Origin of the sequence: Burkholderia sp. USMB20, assembly GCF_000949135.2 — a bacterium.
Taxonomy (GTDB): Bacteria; Pseudomonadota; Gammaproteobacteria; order Burkholderiales; family Burkholderiaceae; genus Burkholderia.
In genome coordinates this window covers 484483-509010 of sequence record NZ_JTAN02000019.1, presented here as the reverse complement: position 1 = coordinate 509010, position 24528 = coordinate 484483, and the positions used below count along the sequence as shown (strand labels likewise).

The 24528-nt window shown below is 65.5% G+C and carries 28 protein-coding genes; 23 read left to right on the top strand and 5 right to left on the bottom strand.

Annotated elements, in window-relative coordinates; all coding sequences use genetic code 11:
- Positions 1-3: 3 nt before the first annotated feature.
- The 6 genes from lapB to cysM all read left to right on the top strand — a co-directional run bounded on the left by lapB (position 4) and on the right by cysM (position 6204).
- Positions 4-1176 (top strand): lipopolysaccharide assembly protein LapB, encoded by a 1173-nt coding sequence (lapB, locus tag PL79_RS26860; RefSeq protein ID WP_044844834.1) that lies wholly within the window; start codon positions 4-6, stop codon positions 1174-1176.
- A gap of 90 nt (positions 1177-1266) precedes the next feature.
- Entirely contained in the window at positions 1267-2667 is a 1401-nt protein-coding gene (locus tag PL79_RS26855; protein WP_044844833.1) for a UDP-glucose dehydrogenase family protein, read from the top strand.
- Between the two features lie 7 nt (positions 2668-2674).
- On the top strand, positions 2675-3625 hold the full coding sequence (gene rfaE1, locus PL79_RS26850; protein WP_135801153.1) for a D-glycero-beta-D-manno-heptose-7-phosphate kinase: 951 nt from the start codon (positions 2675-2677) through the stop codon (positions 3623-3625).
- 58 nt (positions 3626-3683) lie between these two features.
- Positions 3684-4676: an ADP-glyceromanno-heptose 6-epimerase gene (gene rfaD / locus PL79_RS26845; RefSeq protein ID WP_044844832.1), complete on the top strand. Its 993-nt coding sequence runs from the start codon at positions 3684-3686 to the stop codon at positions 4674-4676.
- Between the two features lie 74 nt (positions 4677-4750).
- On the top strand, positions 4751-5095 hold the full coding sequence (locus tag PL79_RS26840) for a ComEA family DNA-binding protein (RefSeq protein WP_044844831.1): 345 nt from the start codon (positions 4751-4753) through the stop codon (positions 5093-5095).
- Positions 5096-5301: 206 nt separating this feature from the next.
- Positions 5302-6204 carry a cysteine synthase CysM gene (gene cysM, locus PL79_RS26835; RefSeq protein WP_044844830.1) on the top strand — a complete coding sequence of 301 codons (903 nt, stop codon included), beginning with the start codon at positions 5302-5304 and terminating at the stop codon, positions 6202-6204.
- Positions 6205-6280: 76 nt separating this feature from the next.
- On the opposite strand, the gene mltB is transcribed toward cysM, so the two are convergent.
- A complete protein-coding gene (mltB, locus tag PL79_RS26830) occupies positions 6281-7630 on the bottom strand; it encodes a lytic murein transglycosylase B (RefSeq protein WP_082088495.1) in 1350 nt (449 codons plus the stop codon).
- Positions 7631-7673: 43 nt separating this feature from the next.
- Between mltB and PL79_RS26825 the strand changes: the two genes are divergently transcribed.
- Positions 7674-8597, top strand: a complete 924-nt coding sequence (locus tag PL79_RS26825; RefSeq protein WP_044844828.1) for a histone deacetylase family protein — start codon at positions 7674-7676, stop codon at positions 8595-8597.
- Between the two features lie 22 nt (positions 8598-8619).
- Here PL79_RS26825 and PL79_RS26820 read toward each other — a convergent pair whose 3' ends face one another.
- A complete protein-coding gene (locus tag PL79_RS26820) occupies positions 8620-9543 on the bottom strand; it encodes an alpha/beta hydrolase (RefSeq protein WP_044844827.1) in 924 nt (307 codons plus the stop codon).
- A 216-nt stretch (positions 9544-9759) separates the two neighbouring features.
- Here PL79_RS26820 and PL79_RS26815 point away from each other — a divergent pair, with 216 nt between their 5' ends.
- From PL79_RS26815 to PL79_RS26765, 11 genes are all read left to right on the top strand, one after another.
- Positions 9760-10794 carry a methionine ABC transporter ATP-binding protein gene (locus PL79_RS26815; RefSeq protein ID WP_044844826.1) on the top strand — a complete coding sequence of 345 codons (1035 nt, stop codon included), beginning with the start codon at positions 9760-9762 and terminating at the stop codon, positions 10792-10794.
- A complete protein-coding gene (locus PL79_RS26810; protein ID WP_044844825.1) occupies positions 10784-11437 on the top strand; it encodes a methionine ABC transporter permease in 654 nt (217 codons plus the stop codon). Before PL79_RS26815 ends, PL79_RS26810 begins: the two co-directional genes overlap by 11 nt.
- Positions 11438-11464: 27 nt before the next feature.
- Entirely contained in the window at positions 11465-12259 is a 795-nt protein-coding gene (locus tag PL79_RS26805; protein WP_044844824.1) for a MetQ/NlpA family ABC transporter substrate-binding protein, read from the top strand.
- Between the two features lie 229 nt (positions 12260-12488).
- A complete protein-coding gene (locus tag PL79_RS26800; RefSeq protein ID WP_044844823.1) occupies positions 12489-13238 on the top strand; it encodes an electron transfer flavoprotein subunit beta/FixA family protein in 750 nt (249 codons plus the stop codon).
- A 16-nt stretch (positions 13239-13254) separates the two neighbouring features.
- Positions 13255-14187 carry an electron transfer flavoprotein subunit alpha/FixB family protein gene (locus tag PL79_RS26795; RefSeq protein ID WP_044846943.1) on the top strand — a complete coding sequence of 311 codons (933 nt, stop codon included), beginning with the start codon at positions 13255-13257 and terminating at the stop codon, positions 14185-14187.
- Positions 14177-15052: an HpcH/HpaI aldolase/citrate lyase family protein gene (locus PL79_RS26790; protein WP_044846942.1), complete on the top strand. Its 876-nt coding sequence runs from the start codon at positions 14177-14179 to the stop codon at positions 15050-15052. Before PL79_RS26795 ends, PL79_RS26790 begins: the two co-directional genes overlap by 11 nt.
- Positions 15053-15582: 530 nt before the next feature.
- The gene (locus tag PL79_RS26785; protein ID WP_044846990.1) at positions 15583-15867 is read left to right on the top strand and encodes a hypothetical protein; all 285 of its coding nucleotides are present in this window, start codon (positions 15583-15585) and stop codon (positions 15865-15867) included.
- A gap of 46 nt (positions 15868-15913) precedes the next feature.
- A complete protein-coding gene (locus PL79_RS26780) occupies positions 15914-16123 on the top strand; it encodes a hypothetical protein (protein WP_044846941.1) in 210 nt (69 codons plus the stop codon).
- Between the two features lie 33 nt (positions 16124-16156).
- Positions 16157-16369, top strand: a complete 213-nt coding sequence (gene rpsU, locus PL79_RS26775) for a 30S ribosomal protein S21 (protein ID WP_044846940.1) — start codon at positions 16157-16159, stop codon at positions 16367-16369.
- 191 nt (positions 16370-16560) lie between these two features.
- On the top strand, positions 16561-16797 hold the full coding sequence (locus PL79_RS26770) for a hypothetical protein (RefSeq protein ID WP_044846939.1): 237 nt from the start codon (positions 16561-16563) through the stop codon (positions 16795-16797).
- 91 nt (positions 16798-16888) lie between these two features.
- Positions 16889-17206 carry a hypothetical protein gene (locus PL79_RS26765; protein WP_044846938.1) on the top strand — a complete coding sequence of 106 codons (318 nt, stop codon included), beginning with the start codon at positions 16889-16891 and terminating at the stop codon, positions 17204-17206.
- Between the two features lie 54 nt (positions 17207-17260).
- Here PL79_RS26765 and PL79_RS26760 read toward each other — a convergent pair whose 3' ends face one another.
- A complete protein-coding gene (locus PL79_RS26760; protein WP_044846937.1) occupies positions 17261-17476 on the bottom strand; it encodes a hypothetical protein in 216 nt (71 codons plus the stop codon).
- A 177-nt stretch (positions 17477-17653) separates the two neighbouring features.
- Between PL79_RS26760 and PL79_RS26755 the strand changes: the two genes are divergently transcribed.
- A complete protein-coding gene (locus PL79_RS26755; protein WP_082088649.1) occupies positions 17654-17965 on the top strand; it encodes a hypothetical protein in 312 nt (103 codons plus the stop codon).
- A gap of 549 nt (positions 17966-18514) precedes the next feature.
- On the top strand, positions 18515-18850 hold the full coding sequence (locus PL79_RS26750; protein WP_082088641.1) for a hypothetical protein: 336 nt from the start codon (positions 18515-18517) through the stop codon (positions 18848-18850).
- 142 nt (positions 18851-18992) lie between these two features.
- Here PL79_RS26750 and PL79_RS26745 read toward each other — a convergent pair whose 3' ends face one another.
- The gene (locus PL79_RS26745; RefSeq protein ID WP_044846936.1) at positions 18993-19898 is read right to left on the bottom strand and encodes a LysR family transcriptional regulator; all 906 of its coding nucleotides are present in this window, start codon (positions 19896-19898) and stop codon (positions 18993-18995) included.
- Between the two features lie 118 nt (positions 19899-20016).
- On the opposite strand from PL79_RS26745, the gene PL79_RS26740 reads away from it, so the two are divergent.
- The 3 genes from PL79_RS26740 (at position 20017) to PL79_RS26730 (ending at position 23278) form a co-directional block, all read left to right on the top strand.
- On the top strand, positions 20017-20607 hold the full coding sequence (locus PL79_RS26740; protein ID WP_044846935.1) for a flavodoxin family protein: 591 nt from the start codon (positions 20017-20019) through the stop codon (positions 20605-20607).
- 69 nt (positions 20608-20676) lie between these two features.
- The gene (locus PL79_RS26735; RefSeq protein ID WP_044846934.1) at positions 20677-21741 is read left to right on the top strand and encodes an aldo/keto reductase; all 1065 of its coding nucleotides are present in this window, start codon (positions 20677-20679) and stop codon (positions 21739-21741) included.
- A 91-nt stretch (positions 21742-21832) separates the two neighbouring features.
- Positions 21833-23278 (top strand): DEAD/DEAH box helicase, encoded by a 1446-nt coding sequence (locus PL79_RS26730; protein WP_044846933.1) that lies wholly within the window; start codon positions 21833-21835, stop codon positions 23276-23278.
- A gap of 57 nt (positions 23279-23335) precedes the next feature.
- Here PL79_RS26730 and PL79_RS26725 read toward each other — a convergent pair whose 3' ends face one another.
- On the bottom strand, positions 23336-24073 hold the full coding sequence (locus PL79_RS26725) for a hypothetical protein (protein ID WP_044846989.1): 738 nt from the start codon (positions 24071-24073) through the stop codon (positions 23336-23338).
- Positions 24074-24528: the final 455 nt, after the last annotated feature.

Here is a 24528-nt window from a genome sequence, read left to right as displayed (position 1 = left end):
CGCATGGATCTGGATTTCTGGTGGTTGCTCGCGATTCCGGTGGCGTTCGCGCTCGGCTGGGCGGCGTCACGCTATGACCTGAAGAACCTCCTGTCGGAGAGCGCCAACCTGCCGCGATCGTATTTCCGCGGCCTGAACTTTCTGTTGAACGAACAACCGGACAAGGCGATCGACGCGTTCATCGAGGTCGCGAAACTCGACCCCGAGACGGTCGAGCTGCACTTCGCGCTCGGCAACCTGTTCCGCCGTCGCGGCGAAACGGACCGTGCGATCCGCGTGCACCAGAATCTGCTGAGCCGTACGGACCTGCCGGTCAACGAGCGCGACCATGCGCTGTACGAACTCGGCCAGGATTTCCTGAAGGCCGGCCTGCTCGATCGTGCCGAGGAGGCCTTCCACCGGCTCGCCGACGGCGACTACGCGCTGGGCGCGCAGCGGGCGCTGCTGACGATCTACGAGATCGAGAAGGACTGGAACAAGTCGATCGACACCGCGAAGCGCATCGAATCGATGAGCGACAAGCCGCTCGGCACCGAAATCGCGCAGTTCCACTGCGAACTCGCGCAGGACGCGCTGCAACGCAAGAACGCCACGGCCGCGGCCGAGCAGTTGAAGCTCGCGCTTGCCGCGAACCCGCAGAACGTCCGCGCGACGATCCTGTCCGGTGATGCCGCGCAGGCGGCGGGCGATCACGCGGCCGCGATCGAGCACTGGAAGCGCGTCGAGGCGCAAAATCCCGCTTATCTGCCGCTCGTCGCCGACAAGCTGATGAAGGCCTATGTCGCGCTCGACAAGCCGGTCGAGGGCGCCGAGCTGCTGATGGGCTACGTCGATCGCTATCCGTCGAACGACCTGCTCGATACTGCGTATCAGCACATCGCCGGGTTGCGCGGCCAGGAAGCGGCGCATACGCTCGCGCGCACGCAGATGGAGAAGTCGCCGAACCTGTCGGGCATGCTGCACCTGCTCGATGCGCAGATCGCGGCCGCCGACGAGCCGCGCCGTAAGGAACTTGAAATGATGCGCGCGCTGATCAAGCAGCGCACCAAAAATCTGCCACGCTATACGTGCCAGAATTGCGGTTTCCGGGCACGGCTCTTCTACTGGCAGTGCCCCGGATGCAGCGGCTGGGAAACCTATGCGCCGCGCCGCGTCGAACCTGCGATGCCGGGTTGATCCCGGCGCGCGGCGCCGACGCACTGCGGTTCCCGCCGGGTCCGGCCCGGCGGGCAAGTTAGTCAATTACCGGGACGTACCGGAACATCTATGAAAATCACCATCATCGGCACCGGCTATGTCGGTCTTGTCACAGGCTCCTGCCTCGCCGAGATCGGCCACGACGTCTTCTGTCTGGACGTCGATCCGCGCAAGATCGAGATCCTGAACAACGGCGGGATGCCGATTCACGAACCGGGCCTGCTGGACATCATCGCGCGCAATCGCGCGGCAGGGCGTCTGCGCTTCTCGACGGACATCGAGGCGAGCGTCGCGCACGGCGAGATCCAGTTCATCGCCGTCGGCACGCCGCCCGACGAGGACGGTTCGGCCGACCTGCAATACGTGCTCGAGGCCGCGCGCAACATCGGTCGTTACATGACCGGTTTCAAGGTGATCGTCGACAAGTCGACGGTGCCGGTCGGCACCGCGCAGCGCGTGCGCGCGGTGGTCGACGAGGCGCTCGGCGCCCGCGGGCTCGCGGGCAGCGTCGCGCACCGTTTCTCGGTCGTATCGAATCCGGAGTTCCTGAAGGAAGGCGCGGCAGTCGAGGACTTCATGCGCCCGGACCGGATCGTCATCGGCGTCGACGACGACGAGACGGGCACGGTGGCGCGCGAGAGGATGAAGAAGCTGTACGCGCCGTTCAACCGCAATCACGAGCGCACGATCTACATGGACGTGCGTTCGGCGGAATTCGCGAAATATGCGGCGAATGCGATGCTCGCGACCCGCATCTCGTTCATGAACGAGATGTCGAATCTCGCCGACAAGGTCGGTGCCGACATCGAAGCCGTGCGCCGCGGGATCGGTTCCGATCCGCGCATCGGCTATCACTTCCTGTACGCGGGCGTCGGCTACGGCGGCTCGTGCTTCCCGAAGGACGTGCAGGCGCTGATCCGCACCGCCGGCGAGAACGGCCAGCCGCTGCGCATCCTGGAGGCCGTCGAAGCGGCCAACTCCGCGCAGAAGGACGTGCTGATCGGCAAGATCGAGCAGCGCTTCGGCGCGGACCTGACCGGTCGCGAATTCGCGGTCTGGGGCCTCGCGTTCAAGCCGAATACGGACGACATGCGCGAGGCGCCGAGCCGTCGGCTGATCGCCGCACTGCTCGGGCGTGGCGCGATCGTGCGCGCGTACGATCCGGTCGCGATCGACGAGGCGCGCCGCGTGTTCGCGCTCGATCTCGGCGAGGCTTCCGACGCGCTTGCGCGTCTGCATTTCGTCGATACCCAGGACGCGGCCGTGAGCGCCGCGGATGCGCTCGTGATCGTCACCGAGTGGAAGGAATTCCGGAGCCCGGATTTCACGCGCCTGAAGGCCGAACTGAAGGCGCCGGTGATCTTCGACGGACGCAACCTGTACGAACCGGACGCGATGGCCGAACTCGGCTTCGACTACCACGCGATCGGGCGTCCGCATGTCGATCCGCAGTCCTCCTCCCGTGGATGAGCGCACGATGACGACCCTTCGCGAAGTGGTGCCGGTCCCGCGCGCGCAGCTCGCGCGTTCGCGTGTGCTCGTGGTCGGCGACGTGATGCTCGACCGCTACTGGTTCGGCAACGTCGACCGTATTTCGCCGGAAGCGCCGGTGCCCGTCGTGCACGTGCAGCGCCAGGAAGAGCGGCTCGGCGGCGCGGCCAACGTCGCGCGCAACGCCGTGACGCTCGGCGCCCAGGCCGGGCTGCTGTGCGTGGTCGGCTGCGACGAACCCGGTGAGCGGATCGTCGAGCTGCTCGGCAGCAGTGGCGTCACGCCCCATCTCGAGCGCGACGCGGCGCTGCCGACGACCATCAAGCTGCGCGTGCTTGCGCGCCAGCAGCAGCTGCTGCGCGTCGATTTCGAAGCGATGCCGACGCACGAGGTGCTGCTCGCCGGGCTCGCGCGGTTCGACGCGCTGCTGCCGCAGCACGACATCGTGCTGATGTCGGATTACGCGAAAGGCGGGCTGACGCACGTGACGACGATGATCGAGAAGGCGCGCGCGGCCGGCAAGCCGGTGCTCGTCGATCCGAAGGGCGGCGACTGGGCGCGCTATCGCGGCGCCTCGCTGATCACGCCGAACCGTGCCGAGTTGCGCGAAGTCGTCGGTCAGTGGCATTCGGAAGACGACCTTCGCGCGCGCGTCGCGAAGCTGCGCACGGAACTCGATCTCGATGCGTTGCTGCTCACGCGTTCGGAAGAGGGGATGACGCTCTTTTCCGCCGCGGGCGAGCTGCACGCGCCGGCGCTCGCGCGCGAGGTGTACGACGTGTCGGGGGCGGGCGATACCGTGATCGCGACCGTCGCGACGATGCTCGGCGCAGGCGTGCCGCTCGTCGACGCCGTCGTGCTGGCGAACCGTGCCGCGGGTATCGTGGTCGGCAAGCTCGGCACGGCGACCGTCGGCTACGACGAACTGTTTCACTGAGCGCATCGGGCGGCGCACGCGCCGGCCGGACGGCTCCCATTTTTCAGGCAGGACGACCATGACCATCATCGTCACCGGCGCAGCCGGTTTTATCGGCGCGAACATCGTCAAGGCGCTCAACGAGCGTGGCGAGTCGCGCATCATCGCGGTCGACAATCTGACGCGCGCGGAAAAGTTCCGCAATCTCGTCGATTGCGAGATCGACGACTATCTCGACAAGACGGAATTCGTCGAACGCTTCGCACGCGGCGATTTCGGCAAGGTACGCGCGGTATTCCACGAAGGCGCCTGTTCGGACACGATGGAGACCGACGGCCGCTACATGATGGACAACAACTTCCGCTACAGCCGCGCGGTGCTCGATGCGTGCCTCGCGCAGGGCGCGCAGTTCCTGTACGCGTCGTCGGCGGCGACCTACGGCGGCTCGACGCGCTTCGTCGAGGAGCGCGAGGTCGAGGCGCCGCTGAACGTCTACGGCTATTCGAAGTTCCTGTTCGACCAGGTGATCCGGCGCGTGCTGCCGAGCGCGAAGAGCCAGATCGCCGGGTTCCGCTACTTCAACGTGTACGGCCCGCGCGAGACGCACAAGGGCCGCATGGCGTCGGTCGCGTTCCACAACTTCAACCAGTTCCGCGCGGAAGGCAAGGTCAAGCTGTTCGGCGAGTACAACGGTTATGCGCCGGGCGAGCAGACGCGCGACTTCGTCTCGATCGAGGATGTCGCGAAGGTGAACCTGTTCTTCTTCGATCATCCGGAGAAGTCGGGCATCTTCAACCTCGGCACCGGCCGCGCACAACCGTTCAACGACATCGCGTCGACGGTCGTAAACACGCTGCGCGCGCTCGACGGCCTGCCGCCGCTGACGCTCGCGCAGCAGGTCGAGCAGGGGCTGATCGAATACGTGCCGTTCCCGGATGCGCTGCGCGGCAAGTACCAGTGCTTCACGCAGGCCGACCAGACGAAGCTGCGTGCCGCCGGCTACGATGCGCCGTTCCTGACGGTGCAGGAAGGTGTCGACCGTTACGTGCGTTGGCTGTCCGGCCAGGTTTAAGTCCGCGCGTCGCATCGCTAGACTGGGTCTCACGGTCGGCAGCCGCCGACCGTTTTTCATCGGAGATCCAGCACATGATCAGGAAATGGTTTGCCGCCGCCGCGATGTTCGGCGCGATCGCGTCGGCCTGGGCGGCCGTCGACGTCAACACCGCGAACGAGGATGCACTCGTCGGCATCAAGGGCATCGGTCCCGCGCGGGCAAAGGCGATTCTCGACGAGCGCGGCGCACGCGGCCCGTTCAGGAATGCAGACGATCTTGCATCGCGCGTGAAAGGCATGGGCGGCCATACGGTCGAGCGCCTTCAGCAGGAGGGGTTGACGATCGGCGCAGCAGGCTCGGGTGCGCAGGCACCCGCCGCGGGCAAGCCCGCGGCAGTGAAACCTGCCGCGGCGCCCGCCCGCACTGCGCAGAAGTAACGCACGCGAGGCGAAGGGCTCCTTCAGTCGCCGTCGTTGCGACGGCTTCCCGCGGCATGCCGCGGGTTTTTTGCGTGCATGCTGCACGCGCACGATCGTGAATCGCGGGCACGCCTATTCCACCGTCGCAATGGGGGTTGCCGGCGCGAGCCCCGGCGCTGGTTTACAATCAATCGATTGATCAGCCTCGCACTCACGGTATCTCCATGGCTTACAAAACTATCGAAGACACGATCGGCAACACGCCGCTCGTGCAACTGGTCCGCCTGCCGGACGACGAGATTCGCGCACGCAACAACGTGTTGCTCGCCAAGCTGGAAGGCAACAATCCGGCCGGTTCCGTGAAGGATCGCCCGGCGCTGTCGATGATCAGCAAGGCCGAGGCCCGCGGCCGCATCAAGCCGGGCGATACGCTGATCGAGGCGACGAGCGGCAATACGGGCATCGCGCTCGCGATGGCCGCGGCGATCCGCGGTTACAAGATGGTGCTGATCATGCCGGAGGACCTGTCGGTCGAGCGTCGCCAGAGCATGGCCGCTTACGGTGCCGAAATCATCCTGACGCCGGTAAAGGGCGGGATGGAACTGGCGCGCGACCTCGCGGAGCAGATGCAGCGCGAAGGCAAGGGCGTGATCCTCGATCAGTTCGGGAACCCCGACAACCCGATCGCGCACTACGAAGGCACAGGCCCTGAGATCTGGCGCGACACCGAGGGGCGCGTCACGCACTTCGTGTCGGCGATGGGCACGACGGGCACGATCATGGGCACGTCGCGTTTTCTGAAGGAACAGAATCCGGCGATCGAGATCGTGGGCGCGCAGCCGGAAGAAGGGTCGCGCATCCCGGGCATTCGCAAGTGGCCGGAGGCCTATATGCCGACGATCTTCGATCGCAGCCGCGTCGATCGCGTCGAGAGCGTGAGTCAGGCCGCGTCCGAAACGATGGCGCGCCGGCTCGCGGCCGTCGAAGGCATCTTTGCCGGCATCTCGTCGGGTGGCGCATGCGAAGTCGCGATGCGCATCGCGCGCCAGGTCGAGAACGCGACGATCGTGTTCATCGTCTGCGATCGCGGCGACCGCTACCTGTCTACCGGCGTGTTTCCTGCCTGAGCCGGCACGGCATCGGCAGGATCACGCGATAAAAAAGCGCCGCACGAGCGGCGCTTTTTCTTTGCGCGGGCCGAGCTTACTGCGCCGGCGCTTCCGTGTCCGCTGCGGGCAGCGGCAGCGCGCCGCTCGCTTCCATCTGCGCCTTCACGGCTTCGCCGAGCTGGTACACGGTGAGCGCGTAGAAGAAGCTGCGGTTGTAGCGCGTCAGCACGTAGAAGTTCTTGAGGCCGAGCATGTACTCGGTTGCGCGCCCCGGCGACGGCAGATCGACCACGGTCACCGGCGTGCCGGCTTCGGTGGTGATATTGACCGTCGGCTCGTTGAGCGTCATGCCGGCGCGCAGCAGCTGCGACAGTGCCCAGTGCGGTTCGGGCTGGCCGTCCGCGGCCGCCTGGGCGATGCCGAGGCTGCCCGTGTCGGGCGTGATCCGCCAGACCACCGGGCGATCGGTTTCCCAGCCGTGCTGCTTCAGGTAGTTTGCGACGCTGCCGATCGCATCGGCAGGACTGCTGCGCAGATCGACGTGGCCGCCGCCGTCGTAGTCGACCGCATACTCGCGGATGCTGCTCGGCAGGAACTGCGGGATGCCGATCGCGCCCGTGTACGAGCCGAGCACGGTGGTCGGGTCGAGCTGGTTGTCGCGGGTCCAGACGAGGAAGTCCTCGAGGTTCTTGCGGAACGTGGCCTGGCGGCTGTCGCGATTCGGCGTGTCCGGGTAGTCGAACGTGAGCGTCGTCAGCGCATCCAGCACGCGGAAGTTGCCCATGTAGCGGCCGTAGATCGTTTCGACGCCGATGATGCCGACGATCACCTCCGGCGGCACGCCGAATTCCTCGGACGCGCGCTGCAGCGTTGCCCGGTTCGCCTTCCAGAATTTCACGCCCGCGTTGATGCGGATCGGTTCGATGAAGCGCGAACGATAGACGCTCCAGTTCTTCACCGAAGGCGTCGGCGCCGGCTTCACGAGTTTCACGGCCGTGGCCGAGTAGCTGACGCGCGAGAACAGCGCGTGCAGGCTCGCGGAATCGAAGCCGTTGCGGCTCACCATCTCGTCGATGAACGCATCGACCTTCGCGTTGCTCGCGTAACGCTGCGGAACGATCTCCTCTTCGAAGGTCTGGCCCGGCGGCGTCGGCTGCTGCGGTTGCGCCTGCGCGACGAGCGTGCCGGGAGACTTCGCAGGCTGTGTTTGCGCGGCGGCGGGTGCGGCGGCCAGGGTAGCGGCGACGGCAGCGGCAACGAGCGGAACGCGAACGCGGAACAGTGCGGAGAGAAGGGCGGCAGGCTTGCTGGAATTCATGTCGAAGCGGGCGGACAGGGCGATGGGGTTCGGCGCAGTATACCCGACGCACCTTGCGTGCCGGGGCGTAGCAGCGCACCGTTGTGGTAAGTTAGCGGCGAATTCGCGGCAGACGATGGACATCATTGATGGAGACCTGCGGCGCAACCCGCGTCGCGGATGACAGCTTATGGCAACCGCCTTCTATACGCACCCCGACTGCATGCTGCACGAGATGGGGGAATGGCATCCGGAATGCCCGGCCCGACTGTCGGCGATCCAGGATCAGCTGATCGCGAGCCGCATCGACGACCTGATCGTGCACGAAACCGCGCCGTTCGCGAGCGAGGTGGCGCTGGGCCGCGTGCATACGCAGGCCCATATCGACTACATCCGCAGCATGATGCCCGTCGACGGCTACGTCGAGATCGATCCCGACACGCTGATGAACCGCGACACGTGGCGCGCCGCGCTGCGTGCGGCCGGCGCCGCGATCGCGGCGACCGACGCGGTGATCGAAGGCCGCTACGCGAATGCATTCTGCAGCGTTCGGCCGCCCGGCCATCACGCGGAACCCGCGCGCGCGATGGGCTTCTGCTTCTTCAACAACGTCGCGATCGCCGCGCGGCACGCGCTCGACGTGCACGGCCTCGAGCGGGTCGCGATCATCGATTTCGACGTGCACCACGGCAACGGCACCGAAGCCGCGTTCGCGAACGACGAGCGCGTGCTGATGTGCAGCTTCTTCCAGCATCCGCTGTACCCGTTCTCGGGCGCCGATCACCAGGCGCCGAACATGGTCAACCTGCCGATGCCTGCGCGCAGCAACGGGATGGCGATCCGCGAAGCGGTCGACATGTTCTGGCTGCCGCGTCTCGACGCGTTCAAGCCGCAAATGCTGTTCGTGTCGGCCGGTTTCGACGCGCATCGCGAGGACGACATCGGCAACCTCGGTCTCGTCGAATCCGATTTCGAATGGCTGACCGCGCAGGTCGTCGACGTCGCGCGCCGGCATGCGCAGGGCCGCATCGTCAGCTGTCTCGAGGGCGGCTACAACCTGTCGGCACTCGGGCGCAGCGTCGTCGCGCACCTGCGCGTGCTGGCCGGCATCTGACCGGCAGCGGATCGGCGCGCGCTCAGCGCGCCGGCACGTGCGCGTGAATCCACGCGATCAGCGCATCGATCACGCGGTCGCGCTCGAGATCGTTCATCGTTTCGTGGAACCCGCCTTCGTATAGCGTCAGCGTGCGATCGGGCGAGCCGACGCGGGCGCCGAACGCGCGGCTTCCATCGGGTTCGGTCAGCTTGTCCTCGGTGCCGTGATAGACGAGCACCGGCACGCGCAGCGCGCCGCGACCGCGCTCGATGCGCGCCATCGCATCGAGGATTTCGGCGCCGGTGCGCGCCGGCACCGCGCCGTGGTGCACGAGCGGATCGGCCCGATTGGCCGCGACGACGGCCGGATCGCGCGACAGCAGCGCCGCATCGATCCTGATTGCAGGGAAGCTCGGCCACACGCGGCTGATGAAGCGGCTCATCGCGAGCATCCAGCGCGGCACGTCGCGTCCCGGCGCGAGCGCCGGGCTCGACAGCACGAGGCCTGCCAGCGCGTGGCCGCGAGCCGGCACGCGTTCGATCGCATACAGCGCCGCGACGGCGCCGCCCATGCTGTGCCCCATCAGGAAGAGCGGCGTGGCGCCGCGGGCGGCTTCGGCAACCAGCGCATCCGCATCGTTCAGGTAATCGTCGAAACGCTCGACCCATGCGCGTTTGCCGGGCGACTGGCCGTGCCCGCGCAGATCGATCGCCAGCACGTCGATGCCCGCCGCGTTCAATCTGGCCGCGAGCGCCGCGTAGCGGCCCGCATGCTCGGCGAGGCCGTGGACGAGCGCGATCGTCGCAAGCGGCGGCACCGTGCCGTCGCCGGCCGGCCAGCGATACGACGCCAGTTCGAGCCCGTCCGCGGTACGCAGCCGGCCCATCCGCGGGGCGGGCGGCGATACCAGGCCCGATGCCGAGGTGGCGGCGGGTGCGGCGGCCTGCGTGGTGGTGGCGGTCATCTGGCGGGTCCCCTGTCTCGTTGGCATCGGTGTTCCGGATCATAGTCGCGGTACCCGCGCGGCGGGCCAGCAGCGCCCCTCTAATTTCGTCTGGTTATGAAAAGATCGAAATCGATTATTAAGTGGAATGAGGCGTTTGCGGTAAAATCGCCGGCTATTCCAGATGCTTCGGCGGCCGACTGGCGGGCCTCGCCAGCCGGCCGCCGTTTTGTTTACATGATCGAATTACGCAATCTGTCGCAGCGTTTTCCCGGGCCGACCGGCTGGGTCGACGCATTGCACAACGTCAATCTGACGATCCCGCAGGGAGAGGTGTTCGGCATCATCGGCCGAAGCGGCGCCGGCAAGAGCACGCTCGTGCGCACCATCAACCTGCTCACGCGGCCGACCGAAGGCAATGTCGTCGTCGGGGGACGCGATCTCACGCTGCTGTCGTCCGGCGCGCTGCGCGAAGCGCGCCGCGAAATCGGCATGATCTTCCAGCACTTCAATCTGCTGTCGTCGCGCACGGTGTTCGACAACGTCGCGCTGCCGCTCGAGCTGGCCGGCGCGAGCCGTGCCGAGATCGAGGCGGCGGTGCTGCCGCTGCTCGACCTCGTCGGGCTGTCCGCGCAGAAGGATCGCTATCCGGCGCAGATCAGCGGCGGCCAGAAGCAGCGCGTCGGCATCGCCCGCGCGCTCGCGAGCAAGCCGAAGGTGCTGCTGTCGGACGAAGCGACGTCGGCGCTCGACCCCGAGACCACGCGCGCGATCCTCGACCTGCTGAAGCGCATCAACCGCGAGCTCGGCCTGACGATCGTGCTGATCACGCACCAGATGGAAGTCATCAAGCAGGTGTGCGATCGCGTGGCGGTGCTCGACGCGGGCCGCGTGGTCGAAGAGGGCCGCGTGATCGACGTGTTCCTGCAGCCGCATCACGAAGTGACGCGCGCGCTGATCGGCGACGTGATCGCGCAGGAACTGCCGCCGGCGCTGAAGGCGCGCGTGGCCGAGCGGCTGAAGACGGGCAGCGGGCATCTGCTGCGGCTCGCGTTCACCGGCTCGGGTGTCGACCAGCCGATCCTGTCGGAGACGATCCGCCGGTACGAACTCGATTTCAACATCCTGCATGGCCAGATCGACGAGATCCAGGGGCAGGCGTTCGGGTCGCTCGCGGTGCTCGCGGGCGGCGAACCGGGCAAGGTCGGGCAGGCGCTCGCGTTCCTGCGCGAGCAAGGTGTGGTGGTAGAGGAGCTTTCGTATGTTGAGTGAGATGTTCGATATGTTCGTGCAGTCGTTCTGGGAGACGCTGATCATGGTCGGCATCTCGGGGGCGGTCGGCGCGCTCGTCGGGCTGCCGCTCGGCGTGCTGCTCTACCTGACCGACCGCCAGGGCGTGCTGCAGAATCTCGGCGTGAATCGCGTGCTCGGCGGCATCGTGAACGCGGTGCGCTCGACGCCGTTCATCATCCTGCTGGTCGCGGTCATTCCGTTCACGCGGCTCGTCACGGGGTCGTCGATCGGCACGGCCGCGGCGGTCGTGCCGCTGACGCTCGCGGCCGCACCGTTCGTCGCGCGGCTGGTCGAGACCGCGCTGCGCGAAGTCGACCGCGGGCTGATCGAGGCGGCCCAGTCGATGGGTGCGACGACCTCGCAGATCGTGTTCAAGGTGCTGCTGCCCGAATCGCTGCCGGGCATCGTCGCGGGCCTGACGATCACGTTCGTATCGCTCGTCGGCTATTCGGCGATGGCCGGTGCGATCGGCGGCGGCGGGCTCGGCGATCTCGGGATCCGCTACGGCTACCAGCGCTATCTGCCGGAAGTGATGTGGACGGTCGTCGCGATCCTGATCGTGTTCGTGCAGATCGTGCAGTCGTTCGGCGACTGGCTCGTGCGCCGGCTGAGCCACAAGTAAAACGACATTCATTCGTTGGGGGATAGGATGCAACGACGCTTCATGCTGAAGTTCGCGGCCGCATTCGGCGCGGCCGCACTGTTCGCGAGCGCGCACGCGCAGACCGAAATCATCAAGGTGGGCGTGACGGGCGGCCCGCACGCGCAGATCATGGAGGTGGTGAAGAAGGTCGCGGCCAAGGGCGGCCTCGACATCCGCGTCGTCGAATTCTCGGATTACGTGCAACCGAACGCGGCGCTCGCGTCCGGCGATCTCGACGCGAACAGCTACCAGCACGATCCGTATCTGCAGGCGCAGGTGAAGGATCGCGGCTACAAGCTGATCAAGGTCGCGGAGACCGTCACGTTCCCGATGGGCATCTATTCGAAGCGGGTGAAGTCGCTGGCCGAGTTGAAGCCGGGCGCGCGCATCGCGGTGCCGAACGATCCGACCAACGGCGGCCGTGCGCTGCTGTTGCTGCAGAAGCAGGGGCTGCTGAAGCTGCGCGCGGACGCCGGGCTGAAGGCGACGCCGCTCGACATCGTCGACAACCCGCGCAAGCTGAAGATCGTCGAGCTCGATGCGGCGCAGATTCCGCGCTCGCTCGGCGACGTCGACGCGGCGGCGATCAATACCAACTACGCGATGGAAGCGGGGTTGAAACCGAAACAGGATGCGATCGCGATCGAGGGCCCGACCGGCCCGTACGCGAACATTCTCGCGATTCGCGAGGCCGACCGGGGCAAGCCGTGGGTCGCGAAGCTGGTCGCGGCTTATCATTCCGCGGAAGTGAAGCAGTTCATCGAACAGAAGTTCGGCGGCGCGGTGATCGCTGCCTGGTAACACGTGATGCGGGGCGCGCCCGGTGACGATTAGAGTCGATGATCGAAAACCCGGGCTTTGCGTCCGGGTTTTTTCTCTTTTAAAATAGAACGACCGTTCGCTATTGCCGGCGCGCCGGAGAGGCGCGCTATCCTCGATAGCCGCGATGGATTGGTCCGCTTGGCCGCGCAGTCATGAGGCCTCGCTATAGAATGGCCTCTGGTCGTATTCGTAACTTTGGAGCGTGTGCATGAAAATCCTGGTGCCAGTGAAAAGAGTGGTCGATTACAACGTGAAGGTCCGCGTGAAGTCGGACAACACGGGCGTCGACATCGCGAACGTGAAGATGTCGATGAACCCGTTCGACGAAATCGCGGTGGAAGAAGCGGTGCGCCTGAAGGAAGCGGGCGTGGCGACCGAAGTGATCGCGGTATCGGTCGGCGTGACGCAAGCGCAGGAAACGCTGCGTACGGCGCTGGCGATCGGCGCGGATCGCGCGATCCTCGTCGAGTCGAACGACAGCGTCGAGCCGCTCGCAGTCGCGAAGATCCTGAAGGCGCTGGTCGACAAGGAACAGCCGCAACTCGTGATCCTCGGCAAGCAGGCGATCGACGACGATTCGAACCAGACGGGCCAGATGCTGGCCGCGCTGGCCGGCCTGCCGCAAGCGACGTTCGCGTCGAAGGTCACGATCGCCGACGGCAAGGCAACCGTGGCCCGTGAAGTCGACGGTGGCGCGGAAACGCTGTCGCTGTCGCTGCCGGCGGTGGTCACGACCGACCTGCGCCTGAACGAGCCGCGCTACGTGACGCTGCCGAACATCATGAAGGCGAAGAAGAAGCCGCTGGAAACGGTGAAGCCGGAAGACCTCGGCGTGGATGTCGCGCCGCGTCTGAAGACGCTGAAGGTGGCCGAGCCGCCGAAGCGCGCGGCCGGCGTGAAGGTGCCGGACGTGAAGACGCTGGTCGAAAAGCTGAAGACCGAAGCCAAGGTGCTGTAAGAGGGAGCGGAAAGAAATGACGATTCTGGTGATTGCAGAACACGACAACGCGTCGATCAAGGCCGCGACGCTGAACACGGTGGCGGCGGCAGCGAAGATCGGTGGCGACATTCACGTGCTGGTCGCGGGCCACAACGCGCAAGGTGCGGCCGATGCAGCAGCGAAGATCGCAGGTGTGTCGAAGGTGTTGCTGGCCGATGCGCCGCAACTCGAAGCGGGCCTCGCGGAAAACGTCGAGGCGACCGCGCTGAACATCGCGAAGGACTACTCGCACATCCTCGCGCCGGCAACGGCTTACGGCAAGAACATCGCGCCGCGTATCGCCGCGAAGCTGGACGTCGCGCAGATCTCCGACATCACGGCTGTTGACAGTGCCGACACGTTCGAGCGCCCGATCTACGCGGGCAACGCGATCGCGACGGTGCAGTCGAGCGACCCGATCAAGGTCATCACGGTGCGCGCGACGGGTTTCGATCCGGTGGCAGCGGAAGGCGGCAGCGCAGCGATCGAGAAGATCGAAGCCGCGGCGGACGCCGGCAAGTCGCAATTCGTGAGCCGTGAAGTGACGAAGCTGGACCGTCCGGAGCTGACGTCGGCGAGCATCATCGTGTCGGGTGGCCGCGGCCTGGGCAGCGGCGAGAACTACACGAAGGTTCTCGAGCCGCTGGCCGACAAGCTGTCGGCGGCACTCGGCGCTTCGCGCGCGGCAGTCGACGCCGGCTACGTGCCGAACGACTATCAAGTCGGCCAGACCGGCAAGATCGTCGCACCGCAGCTGTACATCGCGGTCGGCATCTCGGGTGCGATCCAGCACTTGGCCGGCATGAAGGATTCGAAGGTGATCGTCGCGATCAACAAGGATCCGGAAGCACCGATCTTCAGCGTGGCCGACTACGGCCTCGTCGGCGATCTGTTCGAACGGGTTCCGGAGGTGGTCGATGCCGTCTGATGCCGCGATGCGCGCCGGCGGTGGCCGCGTGGCGCAGGCCCAGTCGTATCTGTTCGTGCCGGGGAGCAAGCCGGAGCGCTTCGACAAGGCGCTCGCAAGCGGCGCCGATGCGATCATCATCGACCTCGAGGATGCCGTCGAGCCGGAGGCGAAAGTGGCGGCGCGCGATGCGATAGCGGCGTGGGTTTCGCCCGAGCATCCGGTGCTCGTGCGGATCAACGCGCGGAACACGCGATGGTTCGACGCGGATGCCGCGCTCGGCGCGTTGAAGGGCGTGGCCGGTATCGTGCTGCCGAAGGCCGAGCGTGCCGACGACGTGTGCGCTGCCGTTGCGCTCGCGCGCCGGCGTGTGCCGGTCTATCCGTTGATCGAAAGCGCACACGGCATGTGGAACGCGCTCGATGTCGCGAAAGCGCCGTACGTCGAGCGGTTGATGTTCGGCACGCTCGATTTCATCGCGGACATGGGCATGTCGGACGATGGCGTTTCGCTCAATCACTTCCGCTCGCAACTCGTGCTGATCTCGCGGGTGGCCGGGATCGAATCGCCGGTCGACGGCGTGACGCCGGATATCGATGACGGCGAGCGTATCGCGCGCGATGCATTCAACGGCAAGCAGTTGGGATTCGGCGCGAAGCTGTGCATCCATCCGAAGCAGATCGGCTTCGTGCACCGATGCTTTCGACCGAGCGACGACGAAGCGCGCTGGGCGCGGCGCGTGCTCGATGCGATGCGCGATTCGAATGGCGGCGTGGTGACGGTCGACGGGAAGATGGTCGATCGGCCGGTGCTGTTGCGCGCCGAGCGGATCGCCGCGCTGGCTGCAGCCGTCAACGCCGGATCGAACGCCGCCGCCGGCGAATGATCGGCGGCGTGAGTCGGGGTGGCCACGGCTGTCCGCTATCGTCGGATCAATGAATGGGTGCGTGCATGCCTCGGCGGCTTGCATTAGGCGAAGTTGCTTCTGTATTCGGTCGACTGACGGAAGATGGTGGAGATGCAAAAGTTTGGTCGCCGGGAAGATGCTCGTCGACGGCAGTGATCGGCGTGGTCTTCATCTGGTCGACTCGCCACGTCGAAAGCGTTTCGATGAACGAGGGCACGACGGCATGGGGTGAGCCGCGATCACGGCGCGACAACGCACTTCGTCATCTGCCTCGTCGCGGTCGAAATAAAATGGACACCCGATCGACGATGCGCGTATGATGGTTTCGTTCGAGCCTCCGTTTGCTGTTCGACCGCTCGCCCTCCACCTGCCACCGTGTTGCGTCGCGCATTGCCTCGCGCGCAACGTTTGTCCCTTTCACCACGACCCGTCGCGCCATGCATCAGGCGATGCTGGCTGCCTACGCTCGTCCTTGCGAGTCGCCGAGAAGCGATCGTCAGGAGTTCATGATGAGCATGCATATCTACCGTGGATTCGAGATCTATCCACTGATTTACCCGCACGTGCCTGCGCTGGATGGCTTGCCGCACAACTACGAGGCCGGCTTCGACGCAGCGGTCAAGATTTGTCTTCGCGGCACCACCGACACGCTGACGCAGAGCCAGACTTTCAGGCTCGTCGGCGACGGCCCGTTCGACACGGCCGGTGACGCACGGCGTGCGTCGCTGCGCTATGCCGAGCGCGTCATTGACGACGATCGCGAAAAGCTGAGCTTCTTTTCGGACGCCGTCTGACACGACTCGCATGGCAGCGTGACTTGCCATCAATTTGGAGGGCGAAATGATCGTCGACGAGCTTCTCGATCTGGTCCAGCGGTGCAAGCTCACGCGGAGCGATGCTGTCCTGCCCGCTGGAATGACCCATTCTGCGCGGTGCCATCAACAAGAGCTGCAGATGTTCGCGGCGGTGCGCGCATTTTCGATCGGAGCCGGGTATTCGGAGTTCGAATCCGACGCGATAGCGAGCACCGTCATGACACGACTCGGCTAGTTTTTCCGTCGAAAGTTTTCCAACAGGCATTACATGACAACCATCACACTGAAGATCAACGAACCCCTCGATGTCGCGCTGCGGCGCTTCCGGCGCAGTATCGAGAAGACCGGGCTGATTCGCGAGTTGCGCAGTCGCACCAGCTACGAGAAGCCCACGACGGAGCGCAAGCGGAAAAAGGCCAGTGCCGTTGCCCGGCAGCGCTTGCGGGCGAAGCGCATGTTGCCGCCCCGCAAGATGTACTAGAAGAACGGCGGGAACAACGTGCCGGCCACGGGGCTTACGTCGCCATCCCGATCCCCGGCATGCGGTAAGGCGGCCGGACGACGCAGGCAGCATGCCGGCCGGCCGCCGCGCACCGGCAGGAAGATTGATCGGTACGCCAGTCGCGCCGTGCAGCAAGCCAGGATGAAAATCATGATCAGAAGGCGGCAAGCATGAGCTGGTACTGCGACGCGGAACGCGAGTTGGCCCATATCAGACGATCGGTCGGGCTGCTCGAGCAAGCGCAACACGCCTTCATCAACCGATCGTCCGTGAACGATCCCGCGTACTGGAGAGTCAAGCTCGACAAGCTCCGCACACAATCCGAGCGAAGCAAGGTCCTCGCACTGCAGGTTGACGAGCTTTTGGTCCGCCTCGAACGCATTCAGGATTCGCGCTGCCGAAAATAGGAAGCTGCTCCTTCGTTCTCGTCTTGTTCCGGGTGCACGCGCATGGCAGGGAGCAGCCCACGGGAGTCGCATTCGAATTTCGGAGCAACACATGATTGACGCTAACCCAGGCAACACGTTTCGACACCTTCCGCTCTCGCCCGAGCAAGATGCGGAAATCCGGCACTATATAAAGAAGAAGGCGCAAAAGGGCGAACCATGGGACACCCCCGAGTTGGCCATGATGCTCGCAGACATGCTTTCCCCGCCGCCTGGCGACGACGAGCAGCCGGAGACTACCGTTGAAGAAGTGAAGCTGGCCTGCGAATATGCATTGACTTCGATCGACGAAGCCATGGAACCCGTATCCGCAAGTGAAGAGCGACTCGCCGCGATGGAAGCCGAGGAAATGAAGCATCCCAGGCGGTAACGCAGCCACGATGCCCGACGCTCGAGCCACAGCTGCGCCACCGCCTTCTTGCCTTCAGCCAAATTGAGCGGCCAGCCATCCCTGCGCCCATTGCGTCGCGTACGCAATCGCATCGTCGCGCGCATCGAAGCCGGCCAGATCGCCGCTGGAATGCACCTCTCTCTCACCTCCGTCCAGCAGCGTCGTGGTGATTCTCGCATGTGCGATGTACTCGCCATCGGCCCTGCGGGGCGTCGGATCGATCCGGAAGCGTGTCGTATTGAAGAGCATGGGCTCCTCCCTGTCTGGTTGTCGCGAGCGGGGCTGCCGTGCGGGGCCGCACGAGCAGAAGCGTCCGCCGTCGGGATGTGTCGCGATCCGGCCGGCTTCACCATCCGGCCGTGGCCGCGCACGCTTCGATCGGCTCGATAACTTCGTCTGCAATGCGAACCGTTGGACCTCGTCGCGATGAAAATGGAAGAAACAACTGTGCTCACGAGAATTGATCACCGTTCGGTACCCTGTTACCTGATCCTCCGCGGTGGCTGGTCGACCTGTGTGCTGAATGCGGACCGTGTCGTTCTGCGCCGTGAAGCCAGTCCGCTGTTGCGCGCCTTTGCGCGAACCCGCGGAGAATGGGCAAGTATCGACGGCGTCGTATGGAACACCTTCTCCGATGCGGAAGGCCTTTCAGTGATCGAGCGACGGGAGACGCGATGTTATGCGCTGGTCAAGGGAACGGAAACCGAACACCAGTTGCGATTGTTGATGACCCTCTGACGTCAAGGTGCGGGCGGGTCTCGTGCGGTCCGACGCACGGGAAAGCTGAAGTTCGGTGGCGTGTGCGGGATGGTCGTCGCGGTCTCAAGTATGCTCGTCGACAGTCGGGCAAATTCGCCTATAAACACCACGTTTCCAGTCGATTCATGGGCAATTCGTACTCCGTGAGTACCTTTGACTTTTGCGACTGCCATCCCCGCGGCATCGACTTGACCGGAGCGTGATTTCGCTGCGCTTCGTGCCAAATCGGGAACGTGTCGATGCTTTGACATTCAAGCGAAGTTCGGCGCATGGTAGCCAGCAAGCGACTTCGACTCATGGCGCTATCCATGACGACGATGCCGCGTGCCGCACAGCATCGTTGCAGCACATCGCGATATGCTGACGGGGTGGAAGGCTGGGCTCGCGCCGCGCCGAGGGCAGTCCGATTCGGCATGATGGGCGACGAAGTCAGCCTGCGATGCCGCAGGAACGCGAATTGCACGGTGGTGGGCGTAGCCGAATTCGCGGCCGCGGATTCAAGCTGAAGCTGCGTCACTGGAGAAGTCGGTGAGCACCGAGAGAGAGCTTTTTGAACAATGGTGGTTCCGCGACGCGCCGGTGGAATATCGCGCCGACCTGGCCTATCGCGTTCGGGACCAAGGCGGCTATGTCACGGGAACACGCGCGGCGGCCGCGTGGGATGGATGGCAGGGGGCACGTCAGGGCCAGAACTGGATTCCGGCGGATCAGCACTGCCCGACGCGTCAAGATGCGGACTCGGCGTCTAATGTGCTGGCGTGGGATTCACGAGGATTTGCGGTCGTCGCTCGATTCGACGACGTCGCGCTGCTGCAGTCGGCGTACACGCACTGGATTCCTCTGCCGCCCGCGCCGAAGGATTAGCTGCGGCGTCACGACGCGAGGTCGCCGGTTACGGCGCAGCTTGCAGTCAAACCATGTCGGCGGCCCGGCCAAATCGCATGAGCGGCCTCATCGGTTTCCCGGCCGCGGGCCATGCCCCCCGAGCCAATCCGCCGCGCCGCTCTCAGTCGAAATAAGGCTCCAGCACCCGCTCGATCCAGTCCATGAACGCCCGAACGCGCGGCGACAGATTGCGTCGATGGGCCACGACGAGCCACGCGGCCAGCGGCTCCGGGCGCAGATCGGGCAGCACCTCCACCAGCGCGCCGCTTTCGATGTGAGTCGCGACCCCTGAATATCCGGCCTGGATCAAGCCGATGCCGGCCAGCCCGGCAGCGTGATAGGTCTGCACGCTGTTGACCTGCATCGCGCTCGGCAACGGCAGCGACGCATAGCTGGTGCCGTTCGGGCACTCCCATCCCGGATGACGCGCCCCGAGTGTCAGCGTGTAGTGGACCATCCGGTGTCCCTGGCCGAGCAGATCGTCGAGCGTATGCGGTACGCCGTACCGCGCCAGGTAGCCGGGGCTCGCCGCATTGATCATGCGCAGCCGGCCCAACGGTCGCGCGATCAGCGTCTCGTCCACGATCGGGCCCAGACGGATCACGCAATCGAAGCCTTCCTGGACGAGATCGACTCGCCGATCGGTGCTCGACAGCTCCAGTTCCAGCTCTGGATGCGCGGCCATCAGTTGCGGGAGTGCGGGAACCACGACACTGCGGGCCAGTTCGGTCGGCATGTCGACGCGCAATCTTCCCCGCAGTCGCGAGCCGTTGCCGGAGAACATCGACTGCAATGCCTGGACTTCGGCCAGCAGGTCCCGTGCGCGCGAATAGAACGCGCGTCCGTCCTCGGTCAGCTGCACGCTCCGCGTCGTCCGATGCAACAGCGCAACGCCCACGTCGCGCTCGAGTCGACGGATCACCATCGAGACACGTCCCTTCTGGATGCCCAGGCTTTCGGCTGCCCGCGTGAAGCTCGTCATTTCGGCGACACGGGCAAAGATCAACAGCGCATCGAGGTTTTGCATTGTTCACTCGGTGAGTAACAGAACGTTCAATCGGCCGTCATTTATAACTCAATTGCGACTCAGTAGAGTGCTTTCCGATGTCGTCTCCCGACGACCAACTGAACGAAAGGGCGCAACCATGACACAACACATCGCACCGGTTAAGACGGCCGTCGTCTACCACTCCGGCTATGGGCATACCCAGCGTATGGCAACGGCTGTCGCCGAGGGCGCGGGCGCCGTCCTCGTCGCAATCGACGCCGACGGGAACATCGCACCGGACGCGTGGGACACGCTCGCGGGCGCCGACGCGATCCTGTTCGGCTCGCCGACCTACATGGGCGGCCCCAGCTGGCAGTTCAAGAAGTTCGCCGACGCATCGTCGAAGGCCTGGTTCGACGGCCGGTGGCGCAACAAGATCTTCGGCGGCTTCACCAATAGCGCGAGCGTCAACGGCGACAAGCTCAATACGCTCGAATACTTCGTGCTGCTCGCCGGGCAGCACGGCGGTGTCTGGGTGAGCATGGACATCAAGCCGGCGAACCTGAAGGCGTCGATGCGCGACGACCTGAATCGCATGGGGTCCTATCTCGCGCCGATGGCGCAGACGCCGGCCGACGCGTCGCCCGACGAGATGTCGCCGGGGGATCTCGAGACGGCACGCCGCTATGGCGCACGCGTCGCAACGATCGCCGGACAGTTTCGGGCAGGGCACGCGCGAATCAGCTGACATCCCGGCGTGCGGGGCGCCTGACCGGACGCCACCGCATGCTTTCCAGCCGACCATGAGGAAACGGCCATGAAATACAAGCAACTGGGCCGCACCGGCCTGTATGTCTCCGAGCTGTGTCTCGGCACGATGACGCTGGGCGGCAATGCCGATGCCGGCATGTGGGCGTCGATCGGCGCGGTCGGCCAGGACGACGCGACCCGGCTGATTTCCCGCGCCCTGGCCGAGGGCATCAACTTCATCGATACCGCCGACATCTACTCGTTCGGTCAGTCGGAACGCCTCGTCGGACAGGCGCTCCGGGACCTCGGCGTGCCGCGCGGCGAGATCGTGCTGGCGACGAAGACGGCGGGCGTGATGGGCCCGAAGCCCAACGATCAGGGGGCGTCGCGCGGCCACATCATGGATTCCGTGCAGCGAAGCCTGGAACGGCTCCAGGTCGATCACATCGACCTCTACCAGATACACGCGAACGACCCCGTCACGCCGATCGAAGAGACGCTGCGGGCGCTCGACGATCTGACGCGGCAGGGGCTGGTTCGCCATGTCGGCGTCTCGAACTGGCGCGCCGGAAAGATCGGCAAGGCGCTCGGGCTCAGCCAGGCGCTCCATGCGACGCGCTTCGAGACGCTGCAGGCCTACTATTCGATCGCCGGACGCGACGTCGAGCACGAACTGGTGCCGCTCGCGATCGACGAGCAGATGAGCCTGCTCGTCTGGTCGCCGCTCGCCGGGGGACTGCTTTCGGGGAAGTTCGGCCCCGGGGCGCCGGCCGAAGCAGGATCGCGGCGCAGCCATTTCGATTTCCCGCCGGTCGATCTCGAGCGGGCGTGGCCGTGCGTTGCCGCGATGCGCGCCATCGCCGACGCGCGAGGTGTGTCGGTCGCGCGGATCGCGCTCGCATGGTTGCTCGCCAAGCCGCATGTCACGAGCGTCATCATCGGCGCCAAGCGGGTCGAACAGCTCGAAGACAATCTCGGCGCGGCCGAGGTCGCGCTGACCGGGGACGAACTCGCGCATCTTGATGCGGTCAGTGCGGTGCCTGCCGGCTATCCCGGCTGGATGATCGATCGCCAGGCGGCGGGCAGGCGGCCGCAGCCGTTCACGCGCGGCGCGTCGAAACAGGACCGGTGACGCCGCATCGCGCGGCGCGGCGTTCGGCCCGGGCGATGCGGTCGCGGCGGCGGTAACGGCTAGAATTGCGGTTTTAGCCCGGAACACGTCCATGTCTTTTGCCTCGCTTGGCCTGATCGATCCCTTGCTGCGTAATCTGCAGGACCTCAATTACCAGACACCGACGCCGGTGCAGGCCAAGGCGATTCCCGCGGTGCTCGGCGGCAAGGACGTCATGGCCGCGGCGCAGACCGGCACCGGCAAGACGGCGGGTTTCGCGCTGCCGCTGCTGCAGCGGCTGGTGCAACACGGGCCGGCGGTGTCCAGCAACCGTGCGCGTGTCCTGGTGCTGGTGCCCACGCGTGAGCTGGCCGAACAGGTGCTGCAGAGCTTCGTCGCGTACGGCAAGGGCCTCGACCTGCGGTTCCTGGCCGCCTACGGCGGTGTGAGCATCAACCCGCAGATGATGAAGCTGCGCAAGGGCGTGGATGTGCTCGTTGCCACGCCGGGCCGTCTGCTGGACCTCAACCGGCAGAACGCGGTGCAGTTCGATCAGGTGCAGGCGCTGGTGCTGGACGAAGCCGACCGGATGCTCGATCTGGGTTTTGCGCGCGAACTCAACGCCGTCTTTGCTGCGTTGCCCGCCCGGCGCCAGACGCTGCTGTTCTCCGCCACGTTTACCGACGATATCCGCGCGATGGCGGCGACCATTCTGCGCAGCCCGGTCGATATCAGCGTCAGCCCGCCCAACGTCACGGCCAGCAAAATCAAGCAGTGGGTGGTGCCGGTGGACAAGCGCAACAAGCCCGACCTCTTCATGCACCTGGTGGCCGAGAACAACTGGGACCACGCGCTGGTGTTCGTCAAGACCCGCAACGGCGTGGACTACCTGGCGGCGATGCTCGATGAAGCGGGCTATGCGGTCGACACCATCCACGGCGACAAGCCGCAGCCCGCGCGCCTGCGTGCGCTGGAGCGCTTCAAGACGCGCGAAGTGCAGATGCTGGTCGCGACCGATGTGGCGGCGCGCGGGCTGGATATCGACGACCTGCCGCTGGTGATCAACGTGGATCTGCCGATCGTCGCGCAAGACTACGTGCACCGTATTGGCCGTACCGGCCGCGCGGGCGCCAGCGGCGTGGCGGTGTCGCTGGTGTGCGCCGATGAAGCGCCGCAGCTGGCCGCGATCGAAGCGCTGATCCGGCAGACGCTGCGCCGTGAAGAGGAGCCGGGTTTCGAAGCCGAACACCGCGTGCCGGAAACCAGCGCGACGGGGCAGATCATCAAGAAGCCCAAAAAGCCGAAGAAGCCCAAGGTGCCGCAAGGTGGGGCGGGTGCCATGCCGGCGGCCGGCAAGAAGCCGAAGCCGCAAGGTGGCGAGGGCAAGCGCAAGGCCGAGGGGCAGCGTTCCGGCACCGCGGGTAAGGCGGCAAGCGTGTTGAGCGGCAGTCCGTTCAGCGTGCAAAAGCCTCGCGGCAAACCCGCCGGCAAGGCGGCTGCGGGTTCACGCAAGCCGGCCGGGAAACCCGCCGGTGGTCGCGGCAAGCGTCAACCCTGATCGACGGAGATGAGGCGTGCCGGCCGCCGCGGCTCGGCCGGATCTTCCTGGTCTTCGTCACGCGTTCTGCAATCGTCGACGTTCAAGGCGGTTGCGCAACAGGCCCGCGATCAACGCGCCGATGATCAGGCACACGTAGAGGGTGACGAGATAGTGACGCCACGCGTCAAGGGCGAGCTGGTGTGAAACCAGTTTCGGATCGGGGGGCAGATACAGCGAGCCCTTCGCCTCGACGACGCGCATCATATGAACAAAGCCGCCTGCGGAGAGCAACGGCAACAGGGCGACGAATGCCAGCAGCGCGGGTTTGACGCGGCACGCCCACGGCTGATGGCGCAACCGGAACCACAGGCCGAGACATCCGTGTATCCAGCCGGGCGCGAGCAGGGCCAGTTGCAGGCCCTGCGTGCCGCTGGTGAGCAGCACGGTGACGACACGCTCGTAGTCCGGCTCGAAGCCGTAGAGCGAGGACGCGAGCCGGGTTGTCACCGCGTGGCGGATCAGCAGCAGCGGCAGGCTGAGGCCTGCCCAGAGTCGGAGCCATTCGGCGGGCGGCAGGGTCCAGTGGCGGCGCCCGTATATCGTGTGCAACGCCAGCGCAAAATGAAGCGACGCCGCACCGTACAGCACGAACGTCCCCGGTGCGCTGCGCCAGAGCCGCAACGCCAGCACGAGACCGCGTCCGGCGAGTTCGAGTGACCAGATTCCGAGTGCGTGATTGATCAGATGCAGAAAGAGATAGGTCAGCAGCACCACGCCCGATCCGAGCTGGAAACCGCGCAGCACGGATTGCATCCGGACTTTCGATTCACGGTACGGTGCGCGCACCGCGGGCGATTCCTGTTTGGTATCCGTTGCATGGGCCGTGTCGATGATGTCCATAGGGGTCACCCGGTTCGTGTTTCCTGCAATACCGTGAGCACACGACGGTTATTCCCGGATTCGACGGGGACTGCCGGGAGAAGGCAATCTGAGGGGCAACCGCGCTCGACGCGCACGAGCACGTTGCAGCGGCGTTTGGTGAACGCTCAAACCGACGCATGAGCGGCGCTTTGCGAATGAGGCGCGACTTCCTCAGCCGCCATCGACGACGAATCTCGACCCGGCGGGATTTCTCGGCCTTGATCGAAAGTTATTTGCAAGGCACGGTTTTGATTTCGGGTAATCAGGGTATTTTTGATTTTTGACGTCCGCGATTTTTACTTCCTGCCAGTCGTCAAAAATATTCTTTCGGCCGATCGCGCGATCTG